Origin of the sequence: Rhodococcus sp. (in: high G+C Gram-positive bacteria) (genome assembly GCF_049299235.1) — a bacterium.
Taxonomy (GTDB): Bacteria; Actinomycetota; Actinomycetes; order Mycobacteriales; family Mycobacteriaceae; genus Rhodococcus.
Map to the genome: position 1 here is coordinate 14,972 of NZ_JBAQXC010000100.1, position 14,310 is coordinate 29,281.

The 14,310-nt window shown below is 66.9% G+C and carries 18 protein-coding genes; 9 read left to right on the plus strand and 9 right to left on the minus strand.

Features of this window, described 5'->3' with window-relative positions; all coding sequences use genetic code 11:
* Positions 1 to 141 precede the first annotated feature (141 nt).
* Both WAX14_RS05650 and WAX14_RS05655 read left to right on the plus strand, forming a co-directional pair.
* Positions 142 to 807, plus strand: a complete 666-nt coding sequence (locus WAX14_RS05650) for a potassium channel family protein (RefSeq protein ID WP_422627109.1) — start codon at positions 142 to 144, stop codon at positions 805 to 807.
* Positions 808 to 820: 13 nt separating this feature from the next.
* Positions 821 to 1,474, plus strand: coding sequence for a potassium channel family protein (locus WAX14_RS05655; RefSeq protein WP_422627110.1), 654 nt, complete (start codon positions 821 to 823; stop codon positions 1,472 to 1,474).
* A gap of 9 nt (positions 1,475 to 1,483) precedes the next feature.
* Here WAX14_RS05655 and WAX14_RS05660 read toward each other — a convergent pair whose 3' ends face one another.
* Both WAX14_RS05660 and WAX14_RS05665 read right to left on the minus strand, forming a co-directional pair.
* The gene (locus WAX14_RS05660; RefSeq protein WP_422627111.1) at positions 1,484 to 2,155 is read right to left on the minus strand and encodes a DUF3159 domain-containing protein; all 672 of its coding nucleotides are present in this window, start codon (positions 2,153 to 2,155) and stop codon (positions 1,484 to 1,486) included.
* A gap of 94 nt (positions 2,156 to 2,249) precedes the next feature.
* Entirely contained in the window at positions 2,250 to 2,624 is a 375-nt protein-coding gene (locus tag WAX14_RS05665; protein ID WP_422627112.1) for an OB-fold nucleic acid binding domain-containing protein, read from the minus strand.
* 134 nt (positions 2,625 to 2,758) lie between these two features.
* Between WAX14_RS05665 and WAX14_RS05670 the strand changes: the two genes are divergently transcribed.
* Together WAX14_RS05670 and WAX14_RS05675 are read left to right on the plus strand one after the other, a co-directional pair.
* Positions 2,759 to 3,520 (plus strand): alpha/beta fold hydrolase, encoded by a 762-nt coding sequence (locus WAX14_RS05670; protein ID WP_422627113.1) that lies wholly within the window; start codon positions 2,759 to 2,761, stop codon positions 3,518 to 3,520.
* A gap of 14 nt (positions 3,521 to 3,534) precedes the next feature.
* Complete coding sequence (locus tag WAX14_RS05675) at positions 3,535 to 4,944, plus strand: wax ester/triacylglycerol synthase domain-containing protein (RefSeq protein ID WP_422627114.1); 1,410 nt, start codon at positions 3,535 to 3,537, stop codon at positions 4,942 to 4,944.
* A gap of 4 nt (positions 4,945 to 4,948) precedes the next feature.
* On the opposite strand, the gene WAX14_RS05680 is transcribed toward WAX14_RS05675, so the two are convergent.
* Both WAX14_RS05680 and dut read right to left on the minus strand, forming a co-directional pair.
* Complete coding sequence (locus WAX14_RS05680) at positions 4,949 to 5,794, minus strand: DUF3710 domain-containing protein (protein WP_422627115.1); 846 nt, start codon at positions 5,792 to 5,794, stop codon at positions 4,949 to 4,951.
* Between the two features lies 1 nt (position 5,795).
* Positions 5,796 to 6,266: a dUTP diphosphatase gene (dut, locus tag WAX14_RS05685; RefSeq protein WP_422627116.1), complete on the minus strand. Its 471-nt coding sequence runs from the start codon at positions 6,264 to 6,266 to the stop codon at positions 5,796 to 5,798.
* A gap of 41 nt (positions 6,267 to 6,307) precedes the next feature.
* On the opposite strand from dut, the gene WAX14_RS05690 reads away from it, so the two are divergent.
* The gene (locus WAX14_RS05690) at positions 6,308 to 6,811 is read left to right on the plus strand and encodes a DUF3093 domain-containing protein (RefSeq protein WP_422627117.1); all 504 of its coding nucleotides are present in this window, start codon (positions 6,308 to 6,310) and stop codon (positions 6,809 to 6,811) included.
* Positions 6,812 to 6,906: 95 nt separating this feature from the next.
* On the opposite strand, the gene WAX14_RS05695 is transcribed toward WAX14_RS05690, so the two are convergent.
* Positions 6,907 to 7,209 carry a DUF4193 domain-containing protein gene (locus tag WAX14_RS05695; RefSeq protein WP_422627118.1) on the minus strand — a complete coding sequence of 101 codons (303 nt, stop codon included), beginning with the start codon at positions 7,207 to 7,209 and terminating at the stop codon, positions 6,907 to 6,909.
* A 382-nt stretch (positions 7,210 to 7,591) separates the two neighbouring features.
* On the opposite strand from WAX14_RS05695, the gene cei reads away from it, so the two are divergent.
* Positions 7,592 to 8,275: an envelope integrity protein Cei gene (gene cei / locus WAX14_RS05700; RefSeq protein ID WP_422627148.1), complete on the plus strand. Its 684-nt coding sequence runs from the start codon at positions 7,592 to 7,594 to the stop codon at positions 8,273 to 8,275.
* Positions 8,276 to 8,303: 28 nt separating this feature from the next.
* On the opposite strand, the gene WAX14_RS05705 is transcribed toward cei, so the two are convergent.
* The gene (locus tag WAX14_RS05705; protein WP_422627149.1) at positions 8,304 to 9,137 is read right to left on the minus strand and encodes an inositol monophosphatase family protein; all 834 of its coding nucleotides are present in this window, start codon (positions 9,135 to 9,137) and stop codon (positions 8,304 to 8,306) included.
* Positions 9,138 to 9,335: 198 nt separating this feature from the next.
* On the opposite strand from WAX14_RS05705, the gene ppgK reads away from it, so the two are divergent.
* A complete protein-coding gene (gene ppgK / locus WAX14_RS05710; protein WP_422627119.1) occupies positions 9,336 to 10,112 on the plus strand; it encodes a polyphosphate--glucose phosphotransferase in 777 nt (258 codons plus the stop codon).
* A gap of 134 nt (positions 10,113 to 10,246) precedes the next feature.
* Positions 10,247 to 11,635, plus strand: a complete 1,389-nt coding sequence (locus tag WAX14_RS05715) for an RNA polymerase sigma factor (RefSeq protein ID WP_422627120.1) — start codon at positions 10,247 to 10,249, stop codon at positions 11,633 to 11,635.
* A gap of 92 nt (positions 11,636 to 11,727) precedes the next feature.
* Here WAX14_RS05715 and WAX14_RS05720 read toward each other — a convergent pair whose 3' ends face one another.
* From WAX14_RS05720 to WAX14_RS05730, 3 genes are all read right to left on the minus strand, one after another.
* On the minus strand, positions 11,728 to 12,936 hold the full coding sequence (locus WAX14_RS05720; RefSeq protein WP_422627121.1) for a cation:proton antiporter: 1,209 nt from the start codon (positions 12,934 to 12,936) through the stop codon (positions 11,728 to 11,730).
* Between the two features lie 9 nt (positions 12,937 to 12,945).
* Entirely contained in the window at positions 12,946 to 13,428 is a 483-nt protein-coding gene (locus WAX14_RS05725) for a cation:proton antiporter regulatory subunit (protein WP_422627122.1), read from the minus strand.
* A gap of 109 nt (positions 13,429 to 13,537) precedes the next feature.
* Positions 13,538 to 13,882: a DUF952 domain-containing protein gene (locus tag WAX14_RS05730; RefSeq protein ID WP_422627123.1), complete on the minus strand. Its 345-nt coding sequence runs from the start codon at positions 13,880 to 13,882 to the stop codon at positions 13,538 to 13,540.
* A gap of 219 nt (positions 13,883 to 14,101) precedes the next feature.
* On the opposite strand from WAX14_RS05730, the gene WAX14_RS05735 reads away from it, so the two are divergent.
* Complete coding sequence (locus WAX14_RS05735; RefSeq protein ID WP_422627124.1) at positions 14,102 to 14,302, plus strand: DUF7455 domain-containing protein; 201 nt, start codon at positions 14,102 to 14,104, stop codon at positions 14,300 to 14,302.
* The last annotated feature ends 8 nt before the right edge of the window (positions 14,303 to 14,310 follow it).

Below are 14,310 nucleotides of genomic sequence, written 5' to 3' on the forward strand. Positions count from 1 at the left end.
GCCCGATATGGCCGGATCACACGGGAGTACACGCCCGGAAACTCACGCGAACCTCCGCCCGGGCGGTACGGTTTCGGTTCGGTAGGCCGGTAGACGATCGAGGGTGCCGGGTGGAGCGCTGAACGGGGAACGGAGTCGAACGTGTTCGTGGTGGTCATGGGATGCGGACGAGTGGGATCGTCGCTCGCCGCAGCACTCGTCCGGCTCGGGAACGAGGTTGCGGTCATCGACCGTGATCCGAGCGCGTTCCTGCGTCTCGGTCCGGATTTTCCGGGACGGACGATCGTCGGCATGGGCTTCGACCGTGACGTTCTCGTCCGAGCGGGAATCGAACGCGCCGACGCGTTCGCCGCGGTGTCCTCCGGTGACAATTCCAACATCATCTCCGCCCGGGTGGCACGCGAGACGTTCGGCATCGACCGGGTCGTCGCCCGCATCTACGATGCCAAGCGAGCCGCGGTCTACGAACGACTCGGGATACCGACCGTCGCAACCGTGCCGTGGACGACGGACCGGTTCCTGCACTCACTCGTCCGCGATGCCGAGACCACCCGCTGGCGCGACCCCACCGGGACGGTCGCGGTCGCCGAGGTGAGCCTCAACGAGGAGTGGGTCGGCCGGAAGGTCGTGGACCTCGAGTCCGAGACCGGATCCAGGGTCGCGTTCGTCATCCGATTCGGGGCCGGGTTGCTGCCCGACCGCAAGACCGTGCTGCAGGCCGACGACCAGGTGTACATCGCGGCGGTGTCCGGCACCGTCGCCGAGGCACTCGCGCGTGCCGCGAACCCGCCCGCCGAGAACGACTGAGAGGACCACACCGATGAAGGTGGCGATCGCCGGTGCGGGGGCCGTCGGGCGCTCGATCGCGCGCGAACTGATCCGCAACAAGCACGAAGTCATGCTGCTCGAACGCAAAATCGAACACGTCGAGCCCGAGTCCGTACCGGATGCGAAGTGGGTCCACGCCGACGCGTGCGAACTGAGCCTGCTCGAGGCCGCCGAACTTCACAGTTACGACGTGGTGATTGCCGCGACCGGCGACGACAAGGCCAATCTCGTCCTCAGTTTGCTCGCCACCACCGAGTTCGCCGTGTCGCGGGTGGTGGCCCGCGTCAACGATCCACGCAACGAATGGCTGTTCGACGAGTCGTGGGGCGTCGATGTCGCGGTGTCCACACCCCGGATGCTCGCCGCCCTCGTCGAGGAAGCGGTCTCCGTCGGCGATCTGGTCCGCCTGATGACGCTGCGCAAGGGCGCCAACCTCGTCGAGATCACCCTGTCGGACACGACCGCGCTCGCAGGAAAGCCGGTCCGGAAACTGGCACTGCCGCGCGACGCGGCGCTCGTGACGATCCTGCGGGACGATCGGGTGATCGTGCCTCAACCCGACGACCCGCTCGAAGGCGGCGACGAACTGCTGTTCGTCGCATCGGTCGAGGTCGAAAACGAACTGCGCGCGGCACTCGGCCTGTAGCCGCCGTTTTCAGTCGTCGCTCCGGCGTTGCTCACCGCTCGGCAGCGGTGTGTCCTCGTCGTCGTTCTCGGTGCGGTGCGGTTCGAGGACGCGATCCGCTCGACGCACCGCCCACAGGGTCACCAGCAGCACCACGGCCGTGAGCGGCCAGCCCATTCCGATCCTGGCGGCGGCGAGCCATCCGGTCTGGTCGGTGTCGTAGAGATGGTTCTGCACCAGGTAGCGGGCCAGGAACACCAGCGCCCACGCGGCGGTCGCGAGGTCGTACGCGCGCACCGCGGCCTTGTGCGACCGCCATCCGGTGCTGTGTCCGTTGAGTAAACCCCAGACCACACCGACCAGCGGATAGCGCACAAGCACCGATACGAGGAACGCCGCGCCGTACACGAGGCTGCTGTAGATCCCGAACAGGAAATAGCCCTTGGCATCTCCTGTCCGGTGAGCGATGAACGCACACACCGCCACACCGATGAATCCGGATACCGCAGGCTGGATCGGGGTGCGCTGCGCCAACCGCCACACGAGCACTGCGACCGCGACGCCGATCGCCGACCAGATCGCCGCGGTCAGACCCCACAGGCTGTTGATCGGGACGAAGACCAGGACGGGCAGCGTCGAAGACACCAACCCGCTGAGTCCACCGAGTTGCTCGAGTACCGTCGGCTGCTTGCTGTCGCTCACTCCTACGAGGGTGCCACAACCCGTCAGTCGCCCAGTTGTGCGAGCGGTCGTCGGACCCACGCCGCGCAGGGCGACCGATGGTATCCGCGACCGCTCAGACCCGCTCGCGCAGCTCGTAGTAGGGGTTGTAGATGATCTTCGATCCCGCGCGGTTGCCGAGCCTCCCACGCACCAGAATCGTCTTGCCCGGCTCGATACCCGGAATCCGTCGACGACCGATCCACGCGAGTACGACCGAGTCCGTCCCGTCGAACAATTCCGCTTCGACGGTCGCGCTGGCCGCCTTCGAGCAGGTCTCGACGCTGCGCAGCCGACCGCACATCGTCACTTCCTCACCCCGAAGGCAGTCGGCCGCCTTGCGCGCCCCGGTCGCCTGCGACGATTCGGCAATCTCCTCGGCATCGATGTCCTCGATGTCCTCGGTCAACCGGCGGGTCAGTCGGCGGAAGTAACCGGTGGCGGGTGCCATAACAGCGCTCCTGAAACGGGTGCGGCATGGATCACATTCCGCACGAGGGGTCTCTGAGCCACTGTAGACCGAATCGGGACCCACAACCACATCCGGTGTGCGGCCCCGAAATACGGTTCGGGCACTATCGAAACATGCACGATGTCGATCCCCCCGCATCCAACGGCGGACCTGTGGCACTGACGGCCGTCGTCCTGCCGGGAACCGGTTCCGACGCGCAATTCGCCGAGGCGGCGTTCCGGGTTCCGCTCGAGCGCCGCGGCATCCGCGTCGTGGCGATCGAACCCGATCCGCGACGCCTCGTGGGCAGCTACCTCGACGCGCTCGATCACGAGGCACGCGGGGGGGCGATCATCGCCGGTGGCATCTCGATCGGGGCGGCGGTCGCGCTGCACTGGGCGGCGCAGCATCCTGCCGCCACGCTCGGGGTCCTGGCGGCGCTCCCGGCATGGACCGGTTCACCGGAGGATGCGCCCGCTGCGGCCAGCGCCCGGTGGACCGCACACGAACTGCGCAGCCACGGACTCGAACCCGTCGTCGCGGCGATGGTGAAGTCCAGTCCGGAGTGGCTGGGTCGGGTGCTGTCGCGGTCCTGGCGCTCCCAGTGGCCGGATCTGCCGGCCGCGCTCGAGGACGCGGCGTCCTTCCACTCCCCCGATGCAGCCGTGCTCGCGGGCATCACGGTGCCGGTCGGGATCACCGCGGCAGTCGACGACGCGGTCCATCCCGTCGCTGTCGCGAGACAGTGGGCCGATCTGCTCCCCCGCGCGTCCCTGGCCACCGTGACTCTCGACGACATCGGGGCGGACCCGGCGGTTCTGGGCGCCGCATGCCTGTCCGCGTGGGACGGCGCGACCACACGTCCGGCCCACGAGATACCCTCGATTCTTCTATGACACCTCGGATTGCCATGACATCGCAGCTCACTACGACATCACAGGTCCGACCGGTCGACGCGTCGTACGTTCTGGACGCCGATCACGGACACCACCTCGACCCCCTCCAATTCTGGGTCTTCGATTCCGCCTCGGAGACGCCTCCTACCACCGAAGAAATCAACGATCATTTCCGCGACCGCATGCCGATTTTCGCGGAGTTGAACCGCCGCTACGTCGAGGTCCCGGCTCACCTCGACCACGCGTACTGGGCGGCCGACGACCTACCGATCGACAAGCGGATCGTGCACGACGATCGGGTGGGCCTCGACTGGCCGGCCATGCTCGACGTGCTCGGGGAACTCGCGGGTGCCCCCCTCGACGCACGGACGACGGCCTGGCGAATCGACGTCTTTCACGGCGTCCGCGAGGTCCCCGGCGCCACCGCCACCGCGACGGTGCTGACACTCCGGGGCAACCACTCGCTGATCTCCGGGCCCCTCGTCTTGTCTCTGTGGGAGGCCTTCTTCGGTGCCGGTACCGAACCCGTGCACTTTCCAGGGCTCGGGCCGGTGACTCCGCACGTCAATCGCGCACTCGCGGCAGCGCGGGGAATCGCGCGCATCCCCCGCTCGTACGTCCGGTACCTACGCACGATTCGTGCCGCGGTGCGGGATGCCGAGAACACGAAATCCGTTGAAAGCCAGAATGTCGAAAGCCAGAATTCGGCACCGGCACCGGATCTCACCTCGACCGGAATCAACCGCGACCCCGGCGACCGGCGGTCGGTGCTCGCACTGCGACTCGGCTCCGTCGGGCCGCTACCCAAGGGCTTCACCGTGACCGCACTCGCACTCACCACGATTTCCGTTGCGCTGCAACGATATCTCGCCGAGACGGACGGACAGTGCCCGCCGGACCTGACGGCACTCGCCACAGTCGCAGTCGGGGCCGCACCGGAGTCGCTCGGCATCAACCGCATCGGTTGGACAGATGTCGCGCTGCGCCCCGATGTCACCTCGATCCCGGAACGCGCCGCTGCGGTGCAGGGGTCACTGACAACGGGTCGGGCGGCCGCAACTGCAGGCACCCTGCGCCGCTTGACCTTCGCAGCGGACCTACCGTCGTTCATGCTGCCCGCGGAACTCGCCACGAATCGCCGACTCTTGCGAGCCCGCACGTCGCCCCGCACGCACACGGCGCTGACGAGCATACGTATCACCGGCACCACCGAATGGACCCTGGCCGGCCGCCCACTGCTGTTCGGCGCCGGATGTCCGCCGTTGACATCGGAGGTATCCGTCATCCACGGACTGTTCGGGCTCGGTGACGACCTCACTTTGGCAGTCATCACCTCGCCGGATGTCATGCCCGACACCCAGCGCTACGCCACCCTGCTGACCGAAGCGCTCGCGGAGGTGACAGCGGCGCTTCGGCCGGCGTGAGCGTTCAGAAGCCGAGCTGCTGCATTGCCGAGCCGGACTCGCCCCGTCGTGGTCGCGGCGCGGGCGGCGGTGCCGGCGTACCCGGATGCTGACCAGGAACCCGCTGCGGTGGTGACGGCACGCCTGGTTGTTGCTGGGCTTGCTGTTGTTGCTGGGCTTGCTGTTGTTGCTGAGCGGCCGCAGCCAGCTGTTCGGCCAGCACCTGGGGAAGGACCACCGGCAGCGGGGTGCGCACCGGATGCGGATCGGTGCCGCGGCGGACAATCGTGTCGGCAACGACCGCTCGGGCCATCTCGACCAGCGGCGCTGCTGTTGCGGCCGCGCCGGACGGCCCCGCGACGACACAACGAATCATCCATCGGTACCCATCCACACCGATGAACCGCAAGTCGGCGTTCGGAGTGACACCGTGCAGTTCGCGACCCCACGGACCGTCCTCGATACTGACCGCCGCCTGGTCGTTGCGCAGTGTGTCGGCGAGTTCGCCTGCGACCTCACGCCACTGCCCGGGCGACTTGGGTGCCGCATACGCCGTCACCGTGATCCGCCCGTGCTGAGTCACCAGATGGACGGCCTGCGGCGCACCTGTTTGCGCCATTTCAACCTGGATCTGACCTCCCGGCGGAAGCGGAACCAGAACCGAACCGAGATCGAGTCGGGTTGTGCCGATCGCGTCTTCGCCGATGTCGTCGATGTCGAACGGTCCGGTACCCGATACGGCATCGGCCTCGTCGTAGTCGGTGTGGTCGTAGTCGGTGTGGTCGTAGTCGGTGTGGTCGTAGTCGGGCTGGTCGTACCCGGCATCGTCGCGTGTGGACCCGGTGCGGTTCTTCCCGCGTCGTCCGAACATGTCACAAACCTTCCTTGACGAGGCCGGCGTGCCCGCCGCTCGATCCGTAACCACCGGTACCTCGCGTCGTGTCGTCGAGTTCGTCGACCTCGACGAAGTCCACGAGTTCGACCTTCTGGACCACGAGTTGCGCAATGCGATCTCCGCGCCGCAGTGCGATGGGCGTCTCCGGATCGTGATTGATCAGGCAAACCTTGATCTCACCGCGATATCCGGCGTCGACGGTGCCGGGAGCGTTCACGACGGAAAGCCCGAATTTGGCCGCCAACCCGGATCGTGGGTGGATGAGCCCGACTGTCCCGATCGGCAGCGCCAATGCTATTCCGGTTCCCACCAGCACCCGCCTGCCCGGTTCGATGGTCACGTCGGATGTGGCGCACAGGTCGACGCCGGCGTCTGCGGCGTGAGCTCGACGCGGCACCGGTACCCCGGGGTCGAGTCGACGAAGCGGGATGGCTGGTAGATCGGTCACGTGGACCGAGACTACTCGCGCGGGCGACTACTCTGAACGACGTGTCTGAATCATCTCGTCCCGGAGCCACCGCCGAGAGCGCGACCGGTTCCCCGACCTACTCCGAACGTCTATGGGTGCCACTGTGGTGGTGGCCCATCGGCCTCGGCGTGGCCGCGTTGCTCGCCGCAGAATTGAACATGGCGGCGCGAAGCCTGCCCGAGTGGCTGACCTATGCGGTCCTACTGCCCGTTCCGGTGTGGGTCCTGTGGTGGACGTCGCGGAAGGAACTCCGGGTGGCCGACGGCGAGCTCGTCGTCGACGGCGCCCGCCTGCCCATAGACGTGATCGCTCGCGGCGTCGTAGTCCCGGCCAGCGCGAAGAGCGCGGCTATGGGCAGGCAGCTCGATCCGGCCGCGTATCTCGCCCACCGACCGTGGGTGGGCACGATGGCGCTGGTCGTACTGGACGACCCGGACGACCCGACCCCCTACTGGCTGTTCAGCACAAGGCGGCCAGCAGAACTGCTGGCCGCCGTGGGGTGTGCGGACGCCACACGGAAGTGACACGCCATCGGTCGCCCGGGACCGTGCGTGCCCTCCCGTTCGTCGGCGTCGATGTCAGACCGCCAGTGTTGTCAGGCTGCCAGTCGCCAGTGTTGTCAGGCCGCGCAGTCCCGGCAGATCAGAACACCGTTCTCTTCGCTCGCGAGCCTGCTCCGGTGGTGAACCAGGAAGCAGCTCGAGCAGGTGAACTCGTCGGCCTGCTTCGGGACGACGCGCACCGACAGTTCCTCACCGGAGAGATCCGCTCCGGGCAACTCGAACGATTCGGCCGTATCCGATTCGTCGACGTCTACGACCGCAGACTGCGCCTCGTTGCGTCGCGCCTTCAGTTCCTCGAGTGAATCCTCCGACGCTTCATCGCTTTCGGTTCGCCTCGGTGCGTCGTAGTCAGTCGCCATATCCTCTTACCTCTAGTCCTCGTGCAGGTGCTCGTCCGGCGAACATTGTCAATGCTCTCCGGCCAGGGCAACGCCCGACTGTCACGGGAAGTTCCCGCCGGTGATGTCCCGGTCTCGGACATACCCGGAGCTCCCTTGTCCGAACCCTCGTGGCCGCCTCCCTCGACGACCGGGCCGCCGAACAATAGCCGACGGCGAAGCAAAGTTCGCAACCGTTTCGCTCGTGTACGCGAATTGACGATCAATTGTCACCAACACCACAGCGACTCGAGACATTCCTCGGCCTGCGTGCAGCCGAACGGTGCGCCGACCCGGCGACTCCGGCGGCGCCCTCTACAGTGATGTCCGCATCCCACACCGATACGACGAGAGGCAGGGCGGCGTGGTTTCCCTGATCACCGAGGGCAGTGCGACGGACAAGCGCGGCCGGCTGTTCGTCCGGCGACGCAGGACCCCCGTCATCGTTCTGTTCTCGATTCTCGCGACGATCATGATCGTGGTGTGGGTGTCGGTGTTCACATCGTCGGAACCGGCCGCCACCACCGTCGCGTGCAATGCCCCGCCGACCGCGGCGACCGAACCGGACGGTCCGGTGCCCGCGCCGCTCGGCGAGCCGGTGGGTCGATCGACGTTGCTCGATGTGGAACCCGCGCCGGTGGCAGCGACACGGGTTCGCGTGTTCAATGCGAACGGCGAGCGTGGACAAGCCACACACGTCGCCGCGCAACTCGGCGACTACGGATTCGCGAGCGCACCCGATGTACAGGCCGGAAACGACCCCGTTTACGTCGATCAGAACATGCAATGTCACGGCCAAATCCGGTTCGGTTCCGCCGGGCTGGCCGCCGCGAGCACGGTCTGGCTGGTCGCACCGTGCGCAGAGCTGATCCAGGACACGCGCACCGACGACACCGTCGACCTGGCACTGGGCACCTATTCGCGGGAAATCTCCCCGAATGCCGATGCCGAAGAGGTCCTGCAAGCTCTCCGAGAGGCACCGACCGCCGGACAGAGCGCCCCGTTGGACATCGATCTGCTCGCAGCGGCCCGCACCGCACGCTGCTGAGCAGCTCGCTGGACCCGTCCGGATACGGCTAGACCCGTCCGGATACGACTGGGCGGTCCGCTCCGATCTCGGTCAGTAGCTGCAGGAAGTCGTCGGCGATACCCGGAGCGGCAGCCACGGTGACCTCACCGTCGGCGCCGAATCCGGCGGGCACCCGGACCATCGCTCCCGCCTCCGCGGCGATCAGCGCGCCCGCCGCCCAGTCCCACGGGTTCAGCCCGTGCTCGAAGTGTGCATCGACTCGTCCACACGCGACCATGCACAGGTCGAGTGCGGCGGCACCCATCCGCCGGATGTCGCGGACCTGCGGCAGCAACCGCGCGACAATCCGCCCTTGGTGTGCTCGACGGTCCGCGTCGTACGAGAAGCCGGTCGCCACCAGTGCCAGTCCCGTCTCGGTGACCGGCGCGCAACACAATGCCGCAACCGCACCGTCGGCGGTCGTGAGCGTGGCACCGGCACCCACCGCTGCCGAGTACGTGTCACCGGTGCTCACGTCCACGACCGCCCCCGCGACCGAGCGCCCCTCGACCTGCGCGGCCACCGACACCGCGAACACCGGAATGCCATAGACGAAGTTGACCGTGCCGTCGATGGGGTCGACGACCCACCGCACGCGCTGCCCGACCATGTCGGAATCGCCGCCGCCTTCCTCGCCCAGGAAACCGTCGCCCGGGCGCAGGCGCGCCAGTTGCCGGCGAATGAGGTCCTCGCTCTCGGTGTCGGCGACCGTGACCGGATCCGTGTCGGTCGATTTCGTGCGGACCGCGTCTGCTCCGCCTGCGGAGCTCGTCCCGAAGAGTTCGGACCGGCGGCGACGGACGTGCGCGGCGGCTTCCACCGCCACCGTCACCGCGACCACGCGGAGTGCCGCATGCTCATCGGCCGCAGTCTCCGAAGTGCCGTTGTCGAGCGCGGACGAAGCGCCGAGTCCCTGGGATTCACTCACGTACCCATCCGAACACACGCTACGCGCTCGCACCACCCACGGATCGGCCCGGTTCGAACTAGGGTGACGGCACGAGCGACGCCCGATCCCACCGACCACAGGGAGAACGTGATGACGCAGGAAGTCCACCATGATCCGGCGGACCTCGGATTCGGCATCGACATCGGCGGAAGCGGCGTCAAGGGTGGCGTCGTCGACCTGTCGACCGGCCAGTTGATGGGTGAACGCATCAAGATCCTCACACCGCAGCCGGCAACGCCCGCAGCCGTAGCCGATACGGCCGCCCAGATCGTCGCCGAGTCCGGCTGGACCGGCCCGGTCGGCCTGGCCCTGCCGAGCGTGGTGACGGGCGGTTTCGTCCGCACGGCCGCGAACATCGACCCCACGTGGATCGGGGCGGACGCGCGCGCGCTGTTCTCGGCAGCGCTCGACGGCCGCGAGGTGACGGTTCTGAACGATGCGGACGCCGCCGGTCTCGCCGAAGACCGGTTCGGGGCGGCGAGGGACGCGCACGGCGTCGTCGTGCTGCTGACGTTCGGTACCGGTATCGGTTCGGCAGTACTGAACAACGGAGTGTTGCTCCCGAACACCGAATTCGGCCACATGGAGGTCGACGGAAAGGAGGCCGAGCACCGCGCCTCGTCGAAGACGAAGGAAGACCGGGACTGGTCGTACAAGCGGTGGGCCGAGGAGGTTTCCCGGGTTCTGGCGCGGTTCGAGGCGTTGCTGTGGCCGGACTTGTTCGTTGCCGGCGGCGGGATCAGTCGCAAGAGCGACAAGTGGATCCCGCTGCTGACGAACGCCACGCCCGTCGTTCCGGCCGAGCTGCGCAACACCGCGGGCATCGTCGGAGCCGCGCACGCTGCGAAAACACGCATCACTCCTTGAGTCCGGCACATTGATCGTCACAGCGATCGTTACAATGGTGCACAGCTGGCCGTGAACCCGGCCGATCCCGACAGACCTCTCCGCCGGAGCCACTCTGGCGCGACGCCGCACTACCTCGTCACGAAAGGGCGTACGTGGCAGCCACCGACATCCACACCGCTGATTCTCCCGCCGAATCCGCACCCGTCTCGGACGCTGCGGGCACCCCCGCGGATTCTGCGACCGACACCGCTCCCGCCACGAAGCGGCCGGTCAAGAAGGCCGCGGCGAAGAAGGCGCCCGCTAAGAAGGCCGCAGCGAAAAAAGCACCCGCCAAGAAGGCCGCGGCGAAAAAAGCACCCGCCAAGAAGGCCGCGGCGAAGACTGCACCCAAGGGTGCCGGCGACGAGGACTTCGACGGAGGCGACACTCGGCTCGAAGATCTGGAGGTCGGTGCCGACGACCTCGAGGGCGCCGAGGAGGTCGTCGTCGAGGACGACGGCGCGGAAACCGAAACCGAAACCGACGAGCCCAGCGAGAAGGACAAGGCGTCCGGGGACTTCGTCTGGGACGAGGAGGAATCCGAAGCCCTGCGACAGGCCCGCAAGGATGCCGAACTCACCGCGTCCGCGGACTCGGTGCGCGCCTACCTCAAGCAGATCGGTAAGGTCGCGCTGCTCAACGCCGAGGAGGAGGTCGAGCTCGCCAAACGCATCGAGGCCGGCTTGTACGCGACGTTCCGGATGCAGGAGTTCGCCGCCAAGGGCGAGAAACTCCCGGTGGCCCAGCGCCGCGACATGAACTGGATCTGCCGCGACGGCAACCGCGCGAAGAACCATCTGCTCGAAGCGAACCTGCGCTTGGTCGTCTCGCTCGCAAAGCGCTACACCGGTCGTGGGATGGCTTTCCTGGATCTCATCCAGGAAGGCAATCTCGGGCTCATCCGTGCCGTCGAGAAGTTCGACTACACGAAGGGCTACAAGTTCTCCACCTACGCGACGTGGTGGATCCGGCAGGCCATTACTCGGGCGATGGCCGACCAGGCCCGCACCATCCGTATTCCGGTGCACATGGTCGAGGTCATCAACAAGCTCGGCCGTATCCAACGTGAACTCCTGCAGGACCTGGGACGCGAACCCACGCCGGAGGAACTCGCCAAGGAAATGGACATCACGCCGGAGAAGGTGCTGGAGATCCAGCAGTACGCCCGCGAACCCATTTCACTCGACCAGACCATCGGCGACGAGGGCGACAGCCAACTCGGCGACTTCATCGAAGACTCCGAGGCCGTCGTGGCGGTCGATGCGGTGTCCTTCACGCTGCTGCAGGATCAGTTGCAGTCGGTGCTCGAAACACTGTCCGAACGTGAGGCCGGTGTGGTGCGACTTCGGTTCGGCCTCACCGACGGCCAGCCGCGCACGCTCGACGAGATCGGCCAGGTGTACGGCGTCACGCGGGAACGAATCCGGCAGATCGAGTCGAAGACGATGTCGAAGCTGCGGCACCCGTCCCGCTCTCAGGTTCTGCGCGACTACCTGGACTGACACAGCTTGTCTGGACTGACACCGTCCGACTGTGGCCCGGACCGCCGCCCCGCGGACCGGGCCACACGCATCGGTGGGCGGAGCTGTGCCCGTCAGAGAAGATCCGGTTCACTCTCGGGTTCAGTCGTGGGCTTTCCCGATCTGTGCGCGGTCAGCGTGCGCATCACGGGTTCGACGACGCGCGCCGCGATCGGACCGAGTACCGCGGTGATCATCACGTATGCGGAGGCGATTGCGGCGAGTTGACTGTCGACTTGGCCGGATGCGACGGCCAGGCCCGCGATCACGATGGAGAATTCGCCGCGCGCGATGAGCGCGGACCCGGCCCTGGCCCGGCCCATGACGCCGATGCCGTGCTGCTTCGCGGCGATCCACCCGGTCGCGAGCTTCGTCAGGGATGTGATGACGGCCAGCAGAACCGCCCACCCGAGGACCGGCGGGATCGCCGTCGGGTCGGTGTTGAGCCCGAAGAAGACGAAGAAGATCGCGGCGAACAGATCACGCAGCGGTTCGAGGACCCGTGCCGCATTGTGCGCGGTCGAACCGGAAATGGCGATACCGAGCAGGAATGCTCCGACCGCCGCCGATACCTGCAGCGCCGACGCTATGCCCGCGACGAGCAGTGCGGCGCCCAGCAGCTTCAGCAGCAGCGTTTCCCGATCGGGACTGTCGAGTACCAGCGAGACGTACCGTCCGTACTTCAGGACGAGTACCAGGACGACGGTGACGAGCCCGAGCGAGATCGCGACGGCTTCGAGACCGCCGAGAAGATTCACGCCGGCGAGGATCGCCGTGAGGATCGGCAGGTACACCGCCATCGCAAGGTCTTCGAACACGAGGATCGACAGCACGATCGGGGTTTCCCGGTTGCCGAGCCGGCCGAGGTCGTCGAGGACTTTCGCGATGATGCCGGAGGAGGATATGTAGGTGACGCCGGCGAGCACGAACGCGCCGATCGGGCCGAGCCCGAGCATCAAGGCGATGATCGCGCCCGGTGCCGCGTTGAGGACGAGGTCGATGATTCCGGCGACACGCGAACGGCGAAGACCGGTGACCAATTCACTCGCGGTGTATTCGAGTCCCAGCAGCAGCAACAGCAACACAACACCGATTTCACTGGCGACGTGGCTGAACTCGCTGATGTCTCCGAGCTGAATGAACCCGCCGTTGCCGAAGCACAGTCCACCGATCAGATAGAACGGGATGGGTGACATACCGAACTTGGCGGCGACCCGGCCGAGGACGCCGAGTGCGAAGAAGACGGCTCCCAGTTCGATGAGCGCGAGAGTGGTCGAATCCATGCCGGGCGGTCAGCCGTTCCGCAGGATCTTCGCCGCGGCGTCGAGGCCGTCGGCGGTACCGACGGCAACGAGAATGTCACCTCCGGTGAGGACGTAGTCGGGTTTCGGGGACGGCGCGACCTGGCCTGCGCGCATCACCGCGACGACGGACACGCCGGTACGGGTGCGCAGCGAGGTATCGCCCAACACACCACCGTCGAAACGCGATCCTTCCTGGATGTGGAGCTGGCGCGTGACGATTCCCGGAAGATCTCGATGGTCGTCCTGGAGTTGGGCGACGAGTTGCGGTGCGCCGAGCAGATTGCTCAGTGTCGCGGTTTCCTCGAGGGTCATCGGCAGGGATGCGGCACACGCATCGGGGTCGTCTGCCTTGGAGATGATCAGGTCGGAATGGCCGTCCCGGTGGGTGATGACCCCGATCCGGCGCCCCGACGTCAGCACGAAATCCTTGCGCACCCCGATGCCGGGAAGCGGCGTCACGTCGACGTTCATTCCGCAAGGGTAGGTCGCGGCGGCACCTATCGGCAGCCGGGGTTCGACGTTGCCCGGATTGCCCGGTTGTTCGGGGGCACCTGCGATTTCGGTGAAACGCCTCGCCGATTCACGGGGCCGAGAACTTCCCGTCCGTGCCAGGCTCGTACGGTGTCGCGTCCACGATCGCCCCGAGCGGAAGCGGTCCGTACAGGTGCGGGAAGCGCATCGATTCCGGATCGCCGGGCACACCGGGTTCGTACCGCACCGGATCCGACAGCCTCGCCGGGTCGACGTGAAGCAGGACCAGGTCACGGCGACCGGCGAACAACCGGTTCGCGGGCAGGTGCACCTGTTCCGGTGTGGACAGGTGCACGAAGCCCGCCTCTGCCAGAGAGTGCGGGGTCAGCACCCCCACTCGGTGCGCCGCCACCCATTCGTCCCGGCCGCAAATGTGCAGAAGGTTTCCTGCCATCAGTACTCCTCGCGCTGCGCTGTGAGCGAACAAACACCCGAAGAATGTCCACGTCCTGGGCTTTTCCGTGGCATTTACGTGAAACACGCCACGATCTACCACAGACGGGAACAACACATGAACGCACATCGTCTGTCAGAGTAGATCTACCGCGCCACTCCCGGCGCGGCGGACCAGACCCCAGGCGACCGATGTGGTGGTGGCCAGTTTGGAGGAGTCATGCCCGGTACCTTGACCAGCCCTGAGTTGACCGCCGCAGACCGGTGTGACCGGTGCAACGCCGCCGCTCGCGTCCGCGCCGTTCTGGCGACCGGTGGAGAACTGTTGTTCTGCGGCCACCACGCCAAGGAACACACCGACCGGCTCCGCGAGACGGGCGCCACGATCCTCACCGAGGACGACGCCACCGCCACCGTCTGACGTTTTCG